At 62.6% G+C, this 17,700-nt stretch carries 14 protein-coding genes; 4 read left to right on the top strand and 10 right to left on the bottom strand.

Going from position 1 to position 17,700, the window contains the following annotated elements; translation table 11 throughout:
- Window positions 1-16 precede the first annotated feature (16 nt).
- Window positions 17-1,288, top strand: coding sequence for an OprD family porin (locus PverR02_RS12390; protein WP_079443506.1), 1,272 nt, complete (start codon window positions 17-19; stop codon window positions 1,286-1,288).
- 148 nt (window positions 1,289-1,436) lie between these two features.
- On the opposite strand, the gene PverR02_RS12385 is transcribed toward PverR02_RS12390, so the two are convergent.
- The 8 genes from PverR02_RS12385 to PverR02_RS12350 form a co-directional block, all read right to left on the bottom strand.
- Complete coding sequence (locus tag PverR02_RS12385; RefSeq protein WP_079443505.1) at window positions 1,437-2,855, bottom strand: aldehyde dehydrogenase family protein; 1,419 nt, start codon at window positions 2,853-2,855, stop codon at window positions 1,437-1,439.
- 18 nt (window positions 2,856-2,873) lie between these two features.
- Window positions 2,874-4,205, bottom strand: coding sequence for an aminotransferase class III-fold pyridoxal phosphate-dependent enzyme (locus PverR02_RS12380; protein ID WP_046383948.1), 1,332 nt, complete (start codon window positions 4,203-4,205; stop codon window positions 2,874-2,876).
- Window positions 4,206-4,315: 110 nt separating this feature from the next.
- On the bottom strand, window positions 4,316-5,596 hold the full coding sequence (locus PverR02_RS12375) for an OprD family porin (protein WP_046383949.1): 1,281 nt from the start codon (window positions 5,594-5,596) through the stop codon (window positions 4,316-4,318).
- Window positions 5,597-5,724: 128 nt separating this feature from the next.
- Complete coding sequence (locus PverR02_RS12370; protein WP_079443504.1) at window positions 5,725-7,350, bottom strand: ABC transporter ATP-binding protein; 1,626 nt, start codon at window positions 7,348-7,350, stop codon at window positions 5,725-5,727.
- A gap of 2 nt (window positions 7,351-7,352) precedes the next feature.
- Window positions 7,353-8,231, bottom strand: a complete 879-nt coding sequence (locus PverR02_RS12365; RefSeq protein WP_046383951.1) for an ABC transporter permease — start codon at window positions 8,229-8,231, stop codon at window positions 7,353-7,355.
- Window positions 8,228-9,169, bottom strand: coding sequence for an ABC transporter permease (locus PverR02_RS12360; protein WP_046383952.1), 942 nt, complete (start codon window positions 9,167-9,169; stop codon window positions 8,228-8,230). Before PverR02_RS12360 ends, PverR02_RS12365 begins: the two co-directional genes overlap by 4 nt.
- A 9-nt stretch (window positions 9,170-9,178) precedes the next feature.
- Window positions 9,179-10,762 (bottom strand): ABC transporter substrate-binding protein, encoded by a 1,584-nt coding sequence (locus PverR02_RS12355; protein WP_046383953.1) that lies wholly within the window; start codon window positions 10,760-10,762, stop codon window positions 9,179-9,181.
- 183 nt (window positions 10,763-10,945) lie between these two features.
- Window positions 10,946-11,827: a hydrolase gene (locus tag PverR02_RS12350; protein ID WP_046383954.1), complete on the bottom strand. Its 882-nt coding sequence runs from the start codon at window positions 11,825-11,827 to the stop codon at window positions 10,946-10,948.
- 130 nt (window positions 11,828-11,957) lie between these two features.
- Between PverR02_RS12350 and PverR02_RS12345 the strand changes: the two genes are divergently transcribed.
- The 3 genes from PverR02_RS12345 to PverR02_RS12335 all read left to right on the top strand — a co-directional run bounded on the left by PverR02_RS12345 (window position 11,958) and on the right by PverR02_RS12335 (window position 15,125).
- Window positions 11,958-12,836 (top strand): LysR family transcriptional regulator, encoded by an 879-nt coding sequence (locus tag PverR02_RS12345; RefSeq protein WP_079443503.1) that lies wholly within the window; start codon window positions 11,958-11,960, stop codon window positions 12,834-12,836.
- 247 nt (window positions 12,837-13,083) lie between these two features.
- On the top strand, window positions 13,084-14,145 hold the full coding sequence (locus PverR02_RS12340) for an aromatic ring-hydroxylating oxygenase subunit alpha (protein ID WP_046483772.1): 1,062 nt from the start codon (window positions 13,084-13,086) through the stop codon (window positions 14,143-14,145).
- A 29-nt stretch (window positions 14,146-14,174) separates the two neighbouring features.
- A complete protein-coding gene (locus PverR02_RS12335) occupies window positions 14,175-15,125 on the top strand; it encodes a PDR/VanB family oxidoreductase (RefSeq protein WP_046383957.1) in 951 nt (316 codons plus the stop codon).
- Window positions 15,126-15,131: 6 nt separating this feature from the next.
- On the opposite strand, the gene PverR02_RS12330 is transcribed toward PverR02_RS12335, so the two are convergent.
- Both PverR02_RS12330 and PverR02_RS12325 read right to left on the bottom strand, forming a co-directional pair.
- On the bottom strand, window positions 15,132-15,845 hold the full coding sequence (locus PverR02_RS12330; protein ID WP_079443502.1) for a GntR family transcriptional regulator: 714 nt from the start codon (window positions 15,843-15,845) through the stop codon (window positions 15,132-15,134).
- Between the two features lie 79 nt (window positions 15,846-15,924).
- Complete coding sequence (locus PverR02_RS12325) at window positions 15,925-17,679, bottom strand: acyl-CoA dehydrogenase family protein (RefSeq protein ID WP_079443501.1); 1,755 nt, start codon at window positions 17,677-17,679, stop codon at window positions 15,925-15,927.
- Between the last annotated feature and the right edge of the window lie 21 nt (window positions 17,680-17,700).

The following is a 17,700-nucleotide window of genomic DNA, read 5'->3' as shown; positions in this document are numbered from 1 at the left end:
AAAAGTGAACACTGCCATGCTCAGGAACTTCTTTCGGGGCGTCAGCGCCTGCACCTGCGTTTTTTTCGTAGACCAGGCCTGCGCCGCCGGTTTTGTCGACGACAGCCAGGCCGATCTGGTGATACGCAACTATTACTTCGATCGCAATTACGTGAACGCCACGCCGCAGGCGGCTGCCCGCGAGTGGGCGCAGGGCTTCATTCTCAACATGCGCTCGGGCTATACCGAAGGGCCTGTCGGCTTCGGCCTGGACGCCCAGGGTTTGCTGGGCGCACGTCTGGACTCCTCGCCCGCACGCACGGGCACCGGCCTGCTACCGTACAACCACCAGACCCGTGAACCGGCCAGCGAATATTCGGAGCTGGGCCTGACCGCCAAGGCCCGGGCCTCGAAGAGCGAGTTGCAACTGGGGACCATCAGCACGTTTCTGCCAATCGCCTTCGCCAGCCCTACCCGCCTGCTGCCGCAGACCTTCCGCGGCACGTACCTCAAGTCCCAGGAGATCGACAACCTGACCCTGCACGTCGGCTGGCTCGACCGCATCAACCTGCGCGACGCCACCCACTACCAGAAAATGTCGGTAGCCTCGCCCAACGGCCGCTTCAATGGCGCCGCCGAATCCGACCGTTTTACCTTCCTCGGCGGCGACTATGCCTGGTCGCCGCAACTGACGCTCAAGTACTACCACGCCGAACTGGCTGACCTTTATCGCAAGGATTTCTACGGTTTCGTCGACAATCGCCCGATGGGCCCCGGCCGCCTGAAAAGCGACGTGCGCCTGTTCGTCACCGGTGAAAACGGTGCCGCCAAGGCCGGCCCCGTGGACAATCGCAACGCCGCCCTGATGCTGACGTACAGCCTGGGCGCGCACAAATTCGGCGCCGGCTACATGCAACTGACCGGCAAGACCGCCATGCCTTACCTGTTCGGCACCGAGCCGTTGGTCATCACCGAAGGCACGCTGAGCTCGGAGTTCCTCAACCCCAAGGAGCGCAGTTGGCAGGTGCGCTATGACTACAACTTTGCCGCGCTGGGCTTGCCCGGGCTCAATGGCATGCTGCGTTACGTCAGCGGCGACAATATTGAGTTACCCAAACTGGGCGGCAGCAACCTGAAGGAAAGCGAAAAAGATATCGAACTGAACTATGTGCTTCAGAGCACACCCCTTAAAGGCCTGAATCTGCGCGTGCGCAACGCATGGTACCGCAATGATTTCGCCGCCCAGGCCAGCCATCGGGATGACAATGAGCTACGGGTGAATGTCGATTACACCTGGAAGCTATGGTGAATGACCGCCCAGTGATTCACCTGGGCTGGGCGGATCGTTCAAATGTGGCCGTCGCATAGGCCTTCTGGAGCAACACAAACCCGGCCTCGGGCCGGGTTACCCCGCGTCGCGGCCAGGTGCTCATCGGGCCGCCCCTACCTGTTCCTTTCTAATAGCCAAACACTGACTTTGTCTCCAGGTATTCCTCAAACCCGAACACCCCCCATTCCCGCCCGTTTCCGGACTGTTTGTAGCCGCCAAAAGGCGCGTCCTGGTCGGCCTTGCAACCATTGAGATGGACCATGCCGGTACGCAACTGTCGAGCGATAGCCCTGGCGCGTTCGCGGTCCGACGAGGTGACGTACCCCGACAGCCCGTACACGCTGTCGTTGGCGATCCGCACCGCCTGCTCCTCGCTGTCATACGGAATGATCGCCAGGACCGGGCCGAACACTTCTTCGCGAGCGATGCTCATGTGCGGCTCGACATCGGCAAAAATCGTCGGTTTGACGTAGAACCCTGTCGTCACGCCGTCTGGACGCCCTGTTCCACCGGCCACCAGCAACGCGCCTTCGCACAGCGCCTGCTCGATCAACTGCTGGACCCGATTGAACTGCATGGCGTTGGCCACCGGCCCGATGGCCGTGGCGGGCCGGCTATCATCGAAACACACCTGGGCCGCCACCTCGCAGGCGATTGCGACCACCTGGGCATGCAACGCCCGCGGCACCAACATGCGGGTCGGTGCATTGCACGACTGGCCGCTGTTGCGCATGCAACCCAACACCCCATGGCGCACCGCGCTGGGCAGATCGGCATCGTCGAGCAGGATATTGGCCGACTTGCCGCCCAGTTCCTGGGCGACTCGCTTGACCGTATCCGCCGCCGCCTTGGCCACCGCGATACCCGCCCGCGTCGAGCCGGTGAACGAGATCATGTCGATATCGGCATGCTGCGACAGCGCCGTGCCGACACCCGGACCGTCGCCATTGACCACGTTGAACACCCCCTGGGGCACGCCGGCCTCGTGCAGAATCTCGGCAAAAATCAGCGCCGACAGCGGCGCGCGCTCACTGGGCTTGAGCACCACCGTGCAGCCGACGGCCAGCGCCGGGGCGACTTTGCAGGTGAGCTGGTTGAGCGGCCAATTCCAGGGGGTGATCAGGCCACACACGCCAATCGGCTCACGCATCACCCGCGAGCTTCCCAGCATTGTTTCGAACGGGTAGTGCTTCAACACCTCCAGGGCCCGCACCAGATGACCCAGCCCCGCCGGTACATGGGCCGTTCTGGCGAGTGACAGCGGCGCGCCCATTTCCTGATGCACCGCAAGAGCCAACGCCTCACTGCGCCGCTGATAGCCGTCGATGATCCTCTCGAGCAGTTCGATACGCTGCTCGGGCGTGGTCGCGGAGAAACTCGCGAATGCCGCTTTGGCCGCCGCCACCGCACGGTTCACGTCGCGTTCGTTGCCCAGGATGATCCGCGCAACCACCTGCTCGCTGGACGGATCGATCACGGCTTCGATCACCTGGCTATCGGGCCTGACCCAGGCCCCGTCGATGTAAAAATCCAATAGATCCGTCATAACCGCTCCTCGACTCAATCACGCAACCTGGCATAACGCTTCGCGCAAGGTTTCGAATACCTGCGCGATGTGTTCCGGGGAAATAATCAGCGGCGGCGAGATCACGATGGTGTCACCCGAGCCCCGTACCAGCACGCCGTGATCGAAACACCACTGCGCCACTTGCGCGCCCCTGACACCCGGCGCGGCTGGCAACGCTTGCAGCTCGACAGCACACAGCAAGCCAATCGCGCGGACATCCACCACCGGCCCGACGCCTTTGAGCGACAACGCGGCCGCTTGCCAGAGATCGCTGACCGCCAGCACGTGCTGGTTGATCCCCAATTCCTCATGCACCCGCAGCGTCGCCAGGCCGGCCGCACAGGCCAGCGGATGGGCGGAATAGGTGTAGCCATGCATCAATTCGATAGCGTTCTCCGGGCCGGCCATAAAGGCTTCATAGACCCGCCCGCTGACGAGCACGCCGCCCATCGGCACCGCGCCGTTGGTGAGGCCCTTGGCGGTGGTGATCAGGTCCGGAGTGACGCCGAATGCCTGCGCGGCGAAGCTTGCGCCGACACGACCGAACCCGGTGATCACTTCGTCGAAGATCAGCAGCACGCCGTGCCGAGTACAGATGTCGCGCAGCCGCTGCAAATACCCCTGTGGCGGCGGATAGACACCGCCGGAACCGGTGACCGGCTCGACGATCACCGCCGCCACCGTGCTCGGGTCTTGCACTTCCAACAGTTGCGTCAGCGCATCGGCGTATTCGACGCCGGTGGCCGGTTGGCCCGCGGTAAAGCGCATGCTCGCGTCATACGGCAAGGGCAGGTGCGAGACCTCCCCCAGCAATGGCCCGAAATCGCGCTTCTGACGCCCCAGCCCAGACACCGAAAGGCCGCCGAACCCCATGCCGTGATAGCCCTTGGCACGCCCGATGAACTTGGTCCTGCGGCAATCGCCACGCGCCTGATGGTAGGCCCGGGCAATCTTCAGCGCGGTGTCGACCGCTTCGGAACCGGAGTTGGTGAAGAACACCTGCTCGATGCCGGCCGGGGCAATCGCGATCAAGCGCTCAGCCATTTCCAGCGCGTGGGGATGGCTCATTTTGAATGAGGATACGAAGTCCAGGCGCCCGGCCGATTCGCGAATCGCCTCGACAATTCGGGCCTGGCCGTGACCCGCATTCACACACCACAGACCGGCCATGGCATCCAGAATGCGGCGGCCATCGGTGGTGGTGTAATGCATGCCCTCGGCGCTGGCGAACATCATCGGCTGCTTTTGAAACTGGCGCATCGGTGTGAACGGCGCCCAAAACGCCGAGGCGGCCTGGGGCGTAGGGGTGTTGCCGGAAAGATCGCTCATGGGCGCTCCTTGATGATCGGTGATGAAAAAACCTCAATCCGCACAGCACAACGCAGATCGGTTGTAGGCACCGGCAAGCCGGCGCCTACGGCAGTGCATGGCATCGACGCCTACCAGAGCGCCAGGGTGTAGCCCAGGATCAGGCGGTTTTCGTTGGTGTCACGGGTGTAGTTGCTTTTCGCACTCGCGTTCTGCCAACGCAGCGAGACGTTTTTCAGGCGCCCGCTCTGCACCACATAGCCGAGGCTGAAGTCGCGTTCCCACTCGCGGCCCTCGCCCTGGAAGCCTTTGACTTTGGCGTTGTCACCATTGGCATAGCGCGTCGAAAACAGAAGCCCGGGCACCCCCAGCGCGGCGAAGTCGTAGTCATAGCGGGCATGCCAGGTGCGCTCCCCGGTCTGGGAGAAGTTACTCAATTGGTATTCGGTGAACAGGTAGGTGTTAGTGCCGTCGACGTAAGTAAACGGCGTCGTGCCGTATTGCGCCTGATAGCCGCCACTGAGGCTGTGGCCCTCCAGGCTGTAGCCGATGCGCGTGCTCAGCGCCTGGTTATCCACCTTGCCCGCCAACCCCGCGCCATCCTGGCTGGCATCAAAGTAACGGATGTCGGTTTTCACCGTCCCGGGCCCGAGGCCGAAGCTGTTTTTCAGACCCAGGTATTGCTGTTTGTACAGGCCATCAAGTTGCGCCCACTGGTAGCTGGCCAAGGTGCTCGCGCCGAGCTTGTAATCCGCGCCGGCGTAACGAAACCGGTCACTTTTGGCCGAACTTTTGTAGGCCCCGGACTGGCTGGTCAGGCCCATGTCCTCGTAGTCGGTCGAGTCACGCTGCTTGACCTTGTCCAACTGGCCGAGACTGATCGTCAGCCCGCTGAGGTCTTTGGAGGTCAACGCGGTACCGCTGAAGCTTTGCGGGAACAAGCGACTGAGGTTGGGTTGCAATGTCGGCAGGTCCGGGACCATATAGCCGACCCGCAACTCGCTCTGGGCAAAGCGCGCCTTGCCGGTCACGCCAAACTTGGAGTACTCGTCGTGCGCGCGCCGGGCGTAGCTGGGTTTGCCCGGTTCTGGCTCACTGTTGCGCGACAGCAGGCCTGAACCGGAACGGTCGGGGCTCGAGTCGAGTTTCAAGCCGAGCATGCCGACGGCGTCGAGGCCAAAGCCGACGGTGCCTTCGGTGAAACCCGACTGCAGGTTAAGCAAAAAGCCCTGCGCCCATTCCGCGCGCTGGGACTGGCCCGTGCCTTCGCGGTAGTCGCGGTTGAAGTAGTAGTTTTTCAGTTCCAGTGACGCACGACTGTCCTTGATAAAATCCGCCTGAGCGAACGCAGGCAGTAAACCGGCGCCGATCAGACCTGCTCCGGTGACGACATGGGTGATGGTGTTTTTCATGGTGCTGGCTCCTGGCAGTACGGGGGTTGGGTGATGTTTTTGTTTTCTTCGGGCATGGCGTTGCCCGTCACGTCAATCGGCGATTGACGCGAGGCGGGACAGCGTTCAGGTCCTGGGTGAAGCAATGCCTAGCGCGTGCGGATGCGATAGCCTCCGCCAGCCAGTCGTTCCAGCGGGCTGGCGGCAGCCAACAACTGCTGGGTGTAAGGGTGTTGCGGCGTGTCGAAAATCGCGTCGCGGTCGCCGATCTCGACCACTTCGCCCTGGTTCATCACGGCAACGCGATGGGCGATACGCTCTACCGCCGCCAGGTCATGGGAAATGAACAGGCAGGCAAAGCCGTACTGTTTCTGCAAGCGTTCGAACAGCTCCAGAATCTGTTTCTGAATGGTCATGTCCAGTGCCGAAATCGGCTCGTCGGCAATCACCAACTGCGGACGTCGCACCAGTGCCCGCCCGATTGCCACGCGCTGACGCTGCCCACCGGATAATTGGTGGGCAAAGCGTTCGACGAAGTGTTCGGCAAGCCCGACATCCACCAGCGTTTCGGCGACACGCTGCCGACGTTGCGCGGGGCTCATGCCCGGCTCGTGGCGCAGGGGCTCAGCCAGAATCTGGCCAATTTTCATGCGCGGATCGAGGGAGGAATACGGGTCCTGGAAAATCATCTGGCACTGCAACCGGTGTACGCGGTTCGCGGCCTTGAGGATGTCCACGCCCTTGAAGCGGATAGCCCCGGCGCAGGGGTTGACCAACCCCACCACCGCCCGCCCCAAGGTAGTCTTGCCAGACCCGCTGCCGCCAACCAGGGCCAGGGTTTCGCCAGGCGCGATGCTCAGGTCCACCCCATGCACCACGCGTTTTGGAAGGCTTTTGCCCCAGAACGAACGCGGCCCCGGGTGCTCGATGCACACGCCTCGGACTTCGAGCAACGGCCCGTTGGCGGGCGGCAATGGCGCCAGCACGCCGCGGCTGGGCAAGGCCTCCAGCAACTGACGGGTGTAGTCGGCGCGCGGTGCCAGCAGAATCTCCTGGATGCCGCCCTGCTCGACCGCTTTGCCGTTGCGCATGACCACTACCTTGTGGGCATAACGCGCAACCAGCGACAAGTCATGGCTGATGAACAGAATCGCCGTGCCCTGCTCGCGGGTCAGCTCCAGCATCAGCTCGATGACGTCCAACTGCGCCAGACAGTCCAGGGCCGTGGTTGGCTCATCGGCGATCAACAACGCAGGACGCAGCAGCATCACCGAGGCCAGCATGATGCGCTGGCGCATACCGCCGGAAAACTGGTGCGGGTATGACGCCAGGCAGCGCTCGGCGTCCTTGATGCCGATGCGTTGCAGCATCTGCAGGCAACGCCGACGGATTTCGGCCGCGTCCAGGTCGGTGTGCAACTTGAGGGCCTCACTCATTTGCCGGCCGATGGTCAACGATGGGTTGAGCGAGACCATCGGCTCCTGGAAGACCATGCCGATCTGCGCGCCACGCACCCGCCGCATCGCAGGAGCGTCGCGGCTGTCGAGCGCTACGCCTTTGAACTCGATACGTCCGCCACACACCTGCATCGGCGCCGGCAGCAAGCCAATCGCTGCGCGTGCGGCCATGGTTTTGCCGCTGCCCGACTCGCCCACCAGGGCGACGATTTCGCCCGGGGCCATTGTGAAGCTCAGGTCGTCGACGGCCAGTTGGCCTTGCACGCCCGCACGGATTTTCAGGTGCTGCACAGACAGCAAGGCAGTAGGAACAGTCATGATCATTTCCTCATGCGCGGGTCGAGACGATCGCGCAGGGCATCGCCGAACAGGTTGATGGCAAGCAGTGCCAGGCTGATGAAGAGGCCGGGGAAGATCCCGAGCCAGGCAGCCGATGCGATATAAGGCCGGCTGGCCGCCAACATGCTGCCCCAAGTGGCCGCCGGTGGCGGTACACCCAGCCCGAGGAAGCTCAAGGCGCTTTCCGAGAGCAAGGCCCAACCGAACATGCTGGTGGCCAACACACACAACGGTGCCAGGCAATTGGGCGCAATGTGCCGCAGCATGGTGTAGAACTCGGAGTTGCCGATCACTCGCGAGGCTTCGACAAACTCCAGTTCGCGCAGCGACAACACACTGCCGCGCACCACCCGCACCACCGACGGCGTATAGGCGATCCCCAAGGCCAGAACGATGCCGTACTGGCTGGCGCCGATGATCGCCATGATCCCCAGGGCCATGAGGATCCCGGGGAATGCCAGCAAGGCGTCGTTGAGCATCATCAGCACCCGGTCGGTCCAGCCGCGCAGGTAACCGGCCAGCATGCCGATCAGCGTTCCGGCCACCACTGCGAAACTCACCGACAGCAGGCTGATCCACAGGCTGGTGCGCGCCCCCATCATCATCCGGCTCAAGGCATCGCGACCGAACTCATCGGTGCCCAGCCAGTGCGCCGCACTCGGCGCCTGGAACCGCGCGAGCAAGTCCAGGCGCAACGGTTCGTAGGGCGTCCAGACCAGGCCGAGCAAGGCCATGCCGATCAGGACCAGTAACAAGCCCCCGCCGATCAGGGCGTTGAGTGGCGGGTAACGCCAGGCGCGTCGGGCCGGCGCCGCGACACTCCGCGCCGGCTCAGCTGGCAGCGTTCGCTTGGCACTCATAACTTCACCCTCGGGTCGAAGAGCGGATACAGCAGGTCGACACACAGGTTGACGAGCACGTAGATACAGGTAATCAGCAGCAAGCAGCCCTGCAACACCGGATAGTCCCGGGCGAAGATCGAGTCCACCATCAGGCGCCCGACACCCGGCAATGTGAACACCGTTTCCAGCACCGCAATGCCGCCGAGCAGGTTGCCCAGGATCAAGCCCACCAACGTCCAGGTCGGCGCAAAGGCGTTGCGCAAGGCATGGCGCCACAGCACCGCACCTTCGGACAAGCCTTTGGCGCGGGCATGGGCGATATAGTCCAGGCGCAGCACTTCAATCGTGCTGGCCCTGGCCATGCGGGCGATGGCGCCAAACTCCACCAGGGTCAGGGTGACAATCGGCAGCACAAGATAGGTGATCGCCTTGAGCGGATCATCCGCAAACGTCACGTAACCCACCACCGGCAGCCAGCCCAGCTTGATCCCGAAGGCGTACAGCAGCAGCAGGCCGAGCCAGAAGCTGGGAATCGACAACAACAACGTCGCGCCGGCCACCAGCCCCAGGTCCATGGCGCTGTTCTGCTTCCAGGCGGCAAACAGGCCCACCGGCACGGCAATCAGCGTGGCCAGCGCAACCGCTACCAGTACAATCGTCGCGCTGACACTGAAGCGCTCGAGCAACAGCGGCAATACGGCTTGTCGCGTGCTGATGGAGAACCCCAAGTCACCGCTGAGCACTGACTTTATCCAGATCAGGTATTGGGTCACCACCGAGTGATCCAGCCCCAGCGAACTGCGCATTTGTGCCAGGCTCTGGGCATCCGCCATGTCGCCCAGCATCAACAATGCAGGGTCACCGGGGATGAAGCGGATCAGTGCAAACACCATCACCGATATCAGCAACAGGGTGGGCACAGCCATCCCCAGCCGATGCAATATGAATCGAAACATGGGAACGCCCTACTTTGATGTTGCCGCCAGCGACACGCCCCACAGGCGCGGTTTAGAGATCGGCCAGGAGCGATAGCCCTCGATGCCGGCTTTTACGACACCGATACTGGTGCCGTTGTAAATCATCACCATTGGCACATCGGCCAGCATCAGCGTGTGCAATTGATCGAACAGCGCTTGACGTTTTGGCGCGACGGACTCGCTCTGGGCTTCACGCAACAACACCAGTGCCTTGGGGTTGTCCCAGACTTTGCGCGGTTCCTTGTCTTTGTTCCCCGTCACCGACTCATAGCTCAGCGCCGCGTCAAAGCGTGGCGAATACGAGAACGCCATCATCTGGAAGTTGCCGCTCTGATAGCGCTCCAGTTGGGCGCCCCACTCCAGGGTTTCGAGCACGATATTCACCCCGACAGCCTGGAGCATTGCCTGGCTCAAGACGCCCATGTCGAACATCTGCGGGTAGCGCTTGTTGACGATCAGCTTGATCGGCTGGCCGTGGTAACCCGCCGCTTTGAGCAGGCGCCGGGCCTCGTCGAGGTCGTAGGGGTAACCCGTATGCGCCGTCGCGTCGTAATACGCGCTGGTGGTCGGAATGATCGAGTTGTTGACGGTGGACAGGCCATTGGAAAGCGTTGCGACCATCTGCGAATAGTCCAGCGACAGCGCCACGGCGCGGCGAATACGCACGTCGCCGAGCAACGGGTCACGGGTCTGGAACAGCAGCCCGCCGAGCGTCATCACCGGGCTGGTGCGTACCTGCATGCCGGGGACATTTTTCAACTCCGCCTCATCCATTGCGGTCACGTCCGGCAGTACGTCGACACCGCCGGAAAGCAGTGCGGCCTTGGCCGAGGCGGCGTCCGGGATGACTACAAACCGCACGCGGTCAACGAACGCTTGCTTGTTCCCGGTAAAGCCGTCTGGCTTCGCTTCGGCGCGCGGGGTGTAGTCCTTGAAGCGGTTCAACTCGACGTACTGGCCTTGCTTCCACTGACCGAGGGTGAACGGACCGGTGCCAATCGGCGCGATCCAGGTGCCATCGGCCGCGACCGAATCGGGATGCACAATGCCGCTGCCGCCACAGTCGGGCCGGGACATGGTCGCCAGCAGCACGCCGTTGGGCTTATCGATGCGGAACACCACCTTGAGCGGTTCCGGAACCGAGATGTCGAGGATTTTCGAGACCCCGCGCCCATCAAACTCCGGCAGGCAGCGCCATTGGGTTTTCGGGTCGAGGTAGTGCTGCCAGGTCCACTTCACGTCCTCGGCGGTCAGGGGCTTGCCGTTCTGGAACTTGACCCCTTCACGCAGGGTGAAGGTATAGGTGAGCCCGTCGTCCGAGATCGTGACGTCTTTAGCCAGCATCGGCCCGACTGACGCATCTTCGCGGTAGGCCACCAAACCTTCGACGATGTGCATGATGAACGCATCGGAGTTTTCATCGCGATTGACCCCAGGTTCAGTGCTGCGGATATCACCGTTGAAGCCAACCTTGATCAGGCTCGGTTCGCCGGCTTGCAGAGTAAGGGCGGCAAGGCACAGGCTGAGGGTCGGCACGCCGAAATACAGGGCTTTTTTGACGTAGTGATGCATGGGAGAAAGACTCCTTGAACAAAATTTTCCGGTCGATGGACTAAGCCATGGGCAGGGCCGGGAACGGAATGGGTAGGTCGTGATTATTTTTATAGCAACCGATCGCGCGTACTTTTGTCAGATACCAACGCAATCATCAGGGACGTCAATTGCGCCCCTTGCACCTCTTTACAGCGGTATCGATCAACGCCGGCCGCGACGAACTCGCAGCACCTCGGCGAAAAAGTCCTGGGCGGCCGGCATCGCCTTGATCCCCTGATGAGCCACATTGGGCAGCACATCGAAACGCACCTTGACCCCCTGAGCCTCGAAACTCGCCTTGAGTGCCGCCAGCCGTTCAGGCCGCGTGCAACCGGCGCTATTGGCGCCGGGCATGTAATGTTTGCCGCCTTCGCGGTGAGTGATTTCCCAGGTTTCGAGGTCGGCCTCGCCCACCACCATATGAATCGGCACCTGGCGCAGGGCGTCGAGGTCCAGCGGCTTGGCAAACCGGGTCTCGAAGTCGCGCACACCGACCCACCAATTCTGCTTGGGGTCCAGCAAGGTCACCGAGCCTGGCGCACCGATCGAGGCGGCCCACAGCTTCTCGGGGTGCAGGTAACAAAACCGGTGGCTGAACTGTCCGCCACCGGAGTAACCAAACAGGGCGAACGTATCGAAGCGGCGGTTGTACTTCTGGCCGACGCTGGCGACCATGTCCAGCAGGACTTGGTCGTAACGGATATCGCCTTCCACCAATTGCTTGTAACCGTCGCCGTTGCCATCTCCCAGCACCCCCACCGGAAACAGTGGCGACAGAATCACACAATCGTTCCAACGACCAAATTCGGCGAAGCCATTGCGGTAGATTTCCATGGCCCGGGTTGAGCCGTGCAACGACACCACGAGGTCGACCGGGCGCTCAGGGTCCTCAATCGAGGCGGGTACATACAGCGTGTAGGCAAAACGGCTATCGGCAGTGTGCGAGTACACCGTCGTGGCGCCGAGGTGATAAACACTCTTGGCGGCTTGGCTCGCCACTGCATCGGCGGCGGGATTGATTGCTTCATTCGACTGGCTTTTCATAGGGTCATCGCTGCTTCCAGAACAGCGTCCAGTATTCTGCCGCGCCAGACGAAAGAAAATCTAAATTACCTTTATCCAACATAAACAAACCCTTTACCATCCCTGACACTGAACCCGTCGGAAACACCCAATGAGTACCATCCGTTTTCTGAAAACCTTCATTGCCGTCGCGCAATACGGCAGTTTTGCTGCCGCAGCAGATCGAGTGTCCCTGACCAATGCCGCCGTCGGGCAACAAATGCGTGCGCTCGAGGATGAGATCCGGCGCCCTCTGTTCGATCGCAGCCAGCGTCAGGTCAAGCTCAACCGTGAAGGCCTGCTGTTGCTGCCCAAAGCCAAGAAGCTGGTCGACGATTACGCGGCCATGGTCGCCGGCGACGATACTGACCTCACGATGGAAGGCGATGTGACGATCGGCGGGATCACCTCGGCAATGGGCTTGCTCGCCAACTGCCTGGTCAGGCTCAAGGAGGTTTATCCCAAGGTGTCCGTCACCCTGGTGACCGCGCGCTCGGACGAACTGGCGCACCGGGTTCTCACCGGAGAACTGGATGCCGCGCTCTTGATCGAGGCCACACGCCAGGACTTCAAAGGTTTGAGCTGGACAAGGTTGTACGAAGAACCGCTGGTGTTGTTGGTCAGCGCAACCCACTCGCAGGGCACCGACGATGCCATTGAACTGCTCAGGACACAGCCGTTCATTCGCTACGACAGAACCACCGCCGTGGGCCGAAAAGTGGAGCGCTTTTTCCGACGGGAAGCGATCGAGCCCAAGCAGATCCTTGAACTGAACTCAATCATCGGCATCGCGGAACTAGTCCGACAACGCGTCGGCATCGCGATTATTCCGCTGCTCAGAAACTTCGACTGGCAACACGACCCACAGCTGCGTGTCCTGGCGTTGCCGGGTGCGGTGGAGCAGCGAACCGTCGGCATCCTCGAACAAGGCAGCAAAAGCCATATCACCGGTGAAGTGCGCAACTTTCTGATGGCGACAAACACCGAGTGAGCCTGCGCCCAGGACCCTGCAAACGCTCCGCGCCGTCATGCCGGCGTTGTCCAGCGAGAGCGACGAGGTGCTCGGGCCGCACGGCGTGGCAACCAGGCAAGCGCGCATTATGGATCCAGTAAATAAAAACTGATCGATAATCGCCCAAATAAATCTCGACACTGCCGAACCACAGGTTGACTCCAAGTGACGCACTTCATTTAATGGATCCATTAAATAAGAACAATCACTCGCCTGGAGAGTCACCATGTACCCCAAGAACACGTGGTATGTCGCCTGCACCCCCGATGAAATCGCGCAAAAGCCGCTGGGTCGGCAGATCTGCGGGGAAAAAATGGTGTTTTATCGCGGGCTGGAAGGCGCCGTCGTGGCTGTCGAGGACTTCTGTCCGCACCGCGGCGCGCCGCTCTCGTTGGGCTATGTGGAGAACGGTAAGCTGGTCTGCGGCTACCATGGCCTGGTCATGGGGGACGATGGCAAGACCGTCGAAATGCCCGGGCAGCGGGTGCGCGGGTTTCCCTGTAACAAGACCTTCGCCGCGGTGGAACGCTACGGTTTCATCTGGGTGTGGCCCGGCGATCAGGCCCTGGCCGACCCGGCGTTGATCCACCACTTGGAATGGGCCGTGAGCGACCAGTGGGCCTATGGCGGCGGTCTGTTTGACATCCAGTGCGACTACCGCCTGATGATCGACAACCTGATGGACCTGACCCACGAAACCTACGTCCACGCCTCCAGCATCGGCCAGAAGGAAATCGACGAAGCGCCGCCCGTGACCACGGTCGAAGGCGATGAAGTCGTCACCGCCCGCCACATGGAAAACATCATGGCCCCGCCGTTCTGGCGCATGGCCCTGCGTGGCAATAACCTCGCCGATGACGTGCCGGTGGACCGCTGGCAGATCTGCCGCTTCACCCCGCCCAGCCATGTGCTGATCGAAGTCGGCGTGGCCCACGCCGGCAAGGGCGGCTACCACGCCGCGCCCGAGCACAAGGCCGCGAGCATCGTGGTGGACTTCATCACCCCGCAAACCGAGACATCGATCTGGTACTTCTGGGGCATGGCGCGCAACTTCAATCCTCAGGACCAGGCACTGACCGCCAGCATTCGCGAAGGCCAGGGCAAGATTTTCAGCGAAGACCTGGAGATGCTTGAACGCCAGCAACAGAACCTGCTGGCCCACCCGACGCGCAATCTGCTCAAGCTCAATATCGATGCCGGTGGCGTGCAGTCACGCAAGGTCCTCGAACGGCTGATCGCCAAGGAGCGCGCCCTCGCGCCGCAACTGATCACCACGACCCGCGCCTGAACCGCGCGCTAACGCTACGAGGACTGAACATGATCGATGTGGTGGTGGTATCCCGCAACAACGAAGCCCAGGACATTTGCAGCTTTGAATTGGCCCGTGTCGATGGCCAGGCGCTGCCGGCCTTCAGCGCTGGCGCGCATATCGACGTGCACCTGCCCGACGGCGTGGTCCGTCAGTATTCCCTGTGCAATCACCCGGAAGAACGGCATCGCTACCTGATCGGCGTGCTCAACGACCCGGCCTCCCGTGGCGGCTCCCGCTGCTTGCACGAACACATACAGAAGGGCGCCCGCCTGCAGATCAGCGAACCGCGCAACCTGTTCCCGCTGGCGCACGAAGCCCGACGCAGTCTGCTGTTCGCCGGCGGCATCGGCATCACCCCGATCCTGTGCATGGCCGAGCGCCTGGCCCATGTCGGGGCTGACTTCGAACTGCATTATTGCGCCCGCGCCAGTGAACGCGCCGCCTTTGTGCAACGCCTCAAGGACTCATCGTTCGCCGAACGCGTGTTCCTGCATTTCGACGAGCAGCCCCATACGGCAATGAACACCGCCCAGGTGCTGGCGGCGCCCGACGCCAACGTCCACCTGTATGTGTGCGGCCCCGGCGGTTTCATGCAGCATGTGCTCGACAGCGCTCGGGCCCAGGGCTGGCAGGAGGAATGCCTGCACCGCGAATACTTCGCTGCGGCGCCGCTGGACAGCAGCCTCGACGCAGGGTTTTCGGTGAAGCTCGCCAGCAGCGGCCAGGTCTTCGATGTGCCCGCCGACCGGAGCGTGGTCCAGGTCCTGGAAAGCCACGGTATCGAGATTGCCGTGTCGTGCGAACAAGGGATTTGCGGAACCTGCCTGACCCGCGTGCTCGAAGGCATACCGGAGCACCGCGACCTGTTCCTCACCGAGCAGGAACAAGCGCTGAACGACCAGTTCACCCCCTGCTGCTCGCGCGCGAAAACCCCGCTGCTGGTGCTCGATCTCTGAAAGGCGTCACGCCGTGGGCAAAATGACCTTCATCCGCGCGTTGGCGGTCGCGGAACCGAAGATCTCGGCATAGCGCAAGGTCGCGTTGGCGTGCTCGCGCATGATCGCTTCGGCCCGCGCGCCCTGGCGATTGACCAGGGCATCGAAGACCGAGTGATGTTGCATGTGGGCATAGTTGAAACGCCGGTATTCGCGGACCATGTCGTCGCGATCCACCGCCAGCGCGGTGACCGATGCGAACGGCAGGTGATCATTGCGTGCCAGTGCGTCGGCGATCGCCGGGTTGTGGCTGCCTTCCACAATGACGCGGTGAAAGCGCATGTTCAGGTCGTGATAGACCTCAAGGTCGTCCTCGGTCACGTACCCTTTGTCGAACAGTTGATCGCCTTCCACCAGGCAGCGCTCGAGCGTGGCACGCGCCGCGGCGGACAACCCGCGCTCGGCGGTTTGACGCGCAGCCAGGCCCTCGAGCACGCCACGCACTTCGACGGCGCCGGCAATGTCGTCCGGGCTGACCGAACGCACCTGATACCCACGCCCGCCAAACGGCACCAGCAGCCCTTCCTGCTCAAGGGTACGGAACGCCATACGCACGGGCATGCGTGACACACCGAACAGTTGCGCCGTGGGAATCTCCATCAGCCGCTCGCCCGCCGCCAACTCGCCGCAGGCGATCATCTTGCGCAGTGCAACCAGCACCAATTGACCGGGTTTACTCATCCAGGCAACTTCCAGAAAACGTGGGTCGCCATAGTACCGCTAGTAGTACCGCAAGTAGTACCGCAAGCATCCGACCGCGTCAGACGAACGCCAACGCCGCGCGTGCCGCGTCTATCGCGCCCAGGTGCTGCGCCAACCGGGACGGCAGGTAATCGAAAAAGAACCCGGCGCTTTGCAGCTTGGCGGCGCGCAACGGATCGTCCTCGGGCAATGCCCGGGAAACCCGAGCGGCCCGCGCCCATGCCAGGGCCAGCAGGGCCACGCCGCATAACTGGAGAAAGTCCGGCGCGGCCCGATAGGGGTACTCGCTGTCTTCCAGCGCCCGTTCACGTATGGCCTCGACCACACGGGCCAGCGCGTCACACAGGCTGCCCAGCGCGTAGGCGAAACCTGCACACGCGGCGCATTGGCCGCCCTGCCCGGCCTCGGTGCGCAGCACTGCCAGCAGCAAGTCGAAGGCTCGCCCCTCATCGCCCAGCACCTTGCGCAGCAGCAGGTCATTGGCCTGGATCTCGTTGCTGCCCTCATAGATCATCGCGATGCGACTGTCGCGCAGCGTTTGCTCGATGGCGAACTCGGCGACGTAGCCGTAACCGCCGAAGACCTGCAAGGCATTGCTCGCCTGACGGAAACCCTGCTCGGTGAAAAACGCCTTGATGATCGGCGTCAGCAACTGCGCCAGTTGACCGGCGCACGCTCGCGCTTGCGGGTCCGGGTCATGCTCGGCCTGATCGAGCAAATGCGCGGCCCAATAACCGATGGCCCGCATCCCCTCGCTGGCCGTGCGCAACTCCAGCAACACGCGGCGCATCGCCGGGTGATAACGGATAGGGTCAGCCGCTTGGGCCGATACCCCTTGCGGCCTCGACGGCGCACGCATTTGCACGCGCTCGGCGGCGTATTGCGCAGCGTTCTGCCAAGCCGCCTCGACATGCCCCAGGCCTTGCAGGCCGACATGCAGGCGCGCCGAGTTCATCATCACGAACATCGCCGCCAGGCCGCGGTTGGCGTCGCCGATCAGCCAGCCTAGGGCGCCGTCGAACACCAGCGAGCACGTGGCGCTGCCCTTGATGCCCATCTTGTGTTCAATGCCGTCGCAATGCACAGCGTTGGCCTGGCCGTCGTCCAGTCGCTTGGGCACCAGGAACAGTGAAAGGCCGCGACTGCCCGGCGGCGCATCGGGCAGGCGCGCCAGTACCAGGTGCAGGATATTGGGCGTGAGGTCGTGCTCGCCGCCGGAGATAAACAACTTGTTGCCCTGCAGGCGATAACGGCCATCGCCCTCGGGGGTCGCGCGACAGCGCAGCAACCCGACATCGCTGCCGGCCTGGGGCTCGGTCAGGCACATGGTGGGCAAGGCATGCCCACTGATGATCTCGGGCAAGTAACGCGCCTGCAACCAGGGCGCGGCGTGGGTCTTGAGGCAGAGGTAGGCGCCGTGGGCGATCCCGGTGTACATGGCCCACGCGTGGTTGCTGGCGTAGAGCATCTCTTGCAGCGCCGCGTCGAGCAGTTGCGGCAACCCCTGGCCGCCCTGCCCTTCAGCGCACGCCAAGGCCGGCCAGCCACCGTCGACATAGGCGCGATAGGCCTCGGCGAAACCGTCCGGCGTGCTGACCTGGCCGGCGTTCCAGCGACAGCCTTGACGATCGCCGCTACTGTTCAGGGGCGCCAGCACCCCCTGGCTGAAGCGCGCCGCTTCCTCCAACACTTGAACGGCGAGAGACATGTCCAGCGCTTCGAACGCCGGAACATGGCTCCACGCCTGGGGGGCTTGCAGCCAATGTTCAAGCACAAATTGCATATCGCGCAGCGGCGCCTGATAGCTCCACATGGCAAACCTCATCGAATAAAA

Origin of the sequence: Pseudomonas veronii (assembly GCF_002028325.1) — a bacterium.
Lineage (GTDB): Bacteria > Pseudomonadota > Gammaproteobacteria > Pseudomonadales > Pseudomonadaceae > Aquipseudomonas > Aquipseudomonas veronii.
The sequence above is the reverse complement of the archived record's forward strand: the minus strand, read 5'-3'. Positions and strand labels throughout refer to the sequence as shown.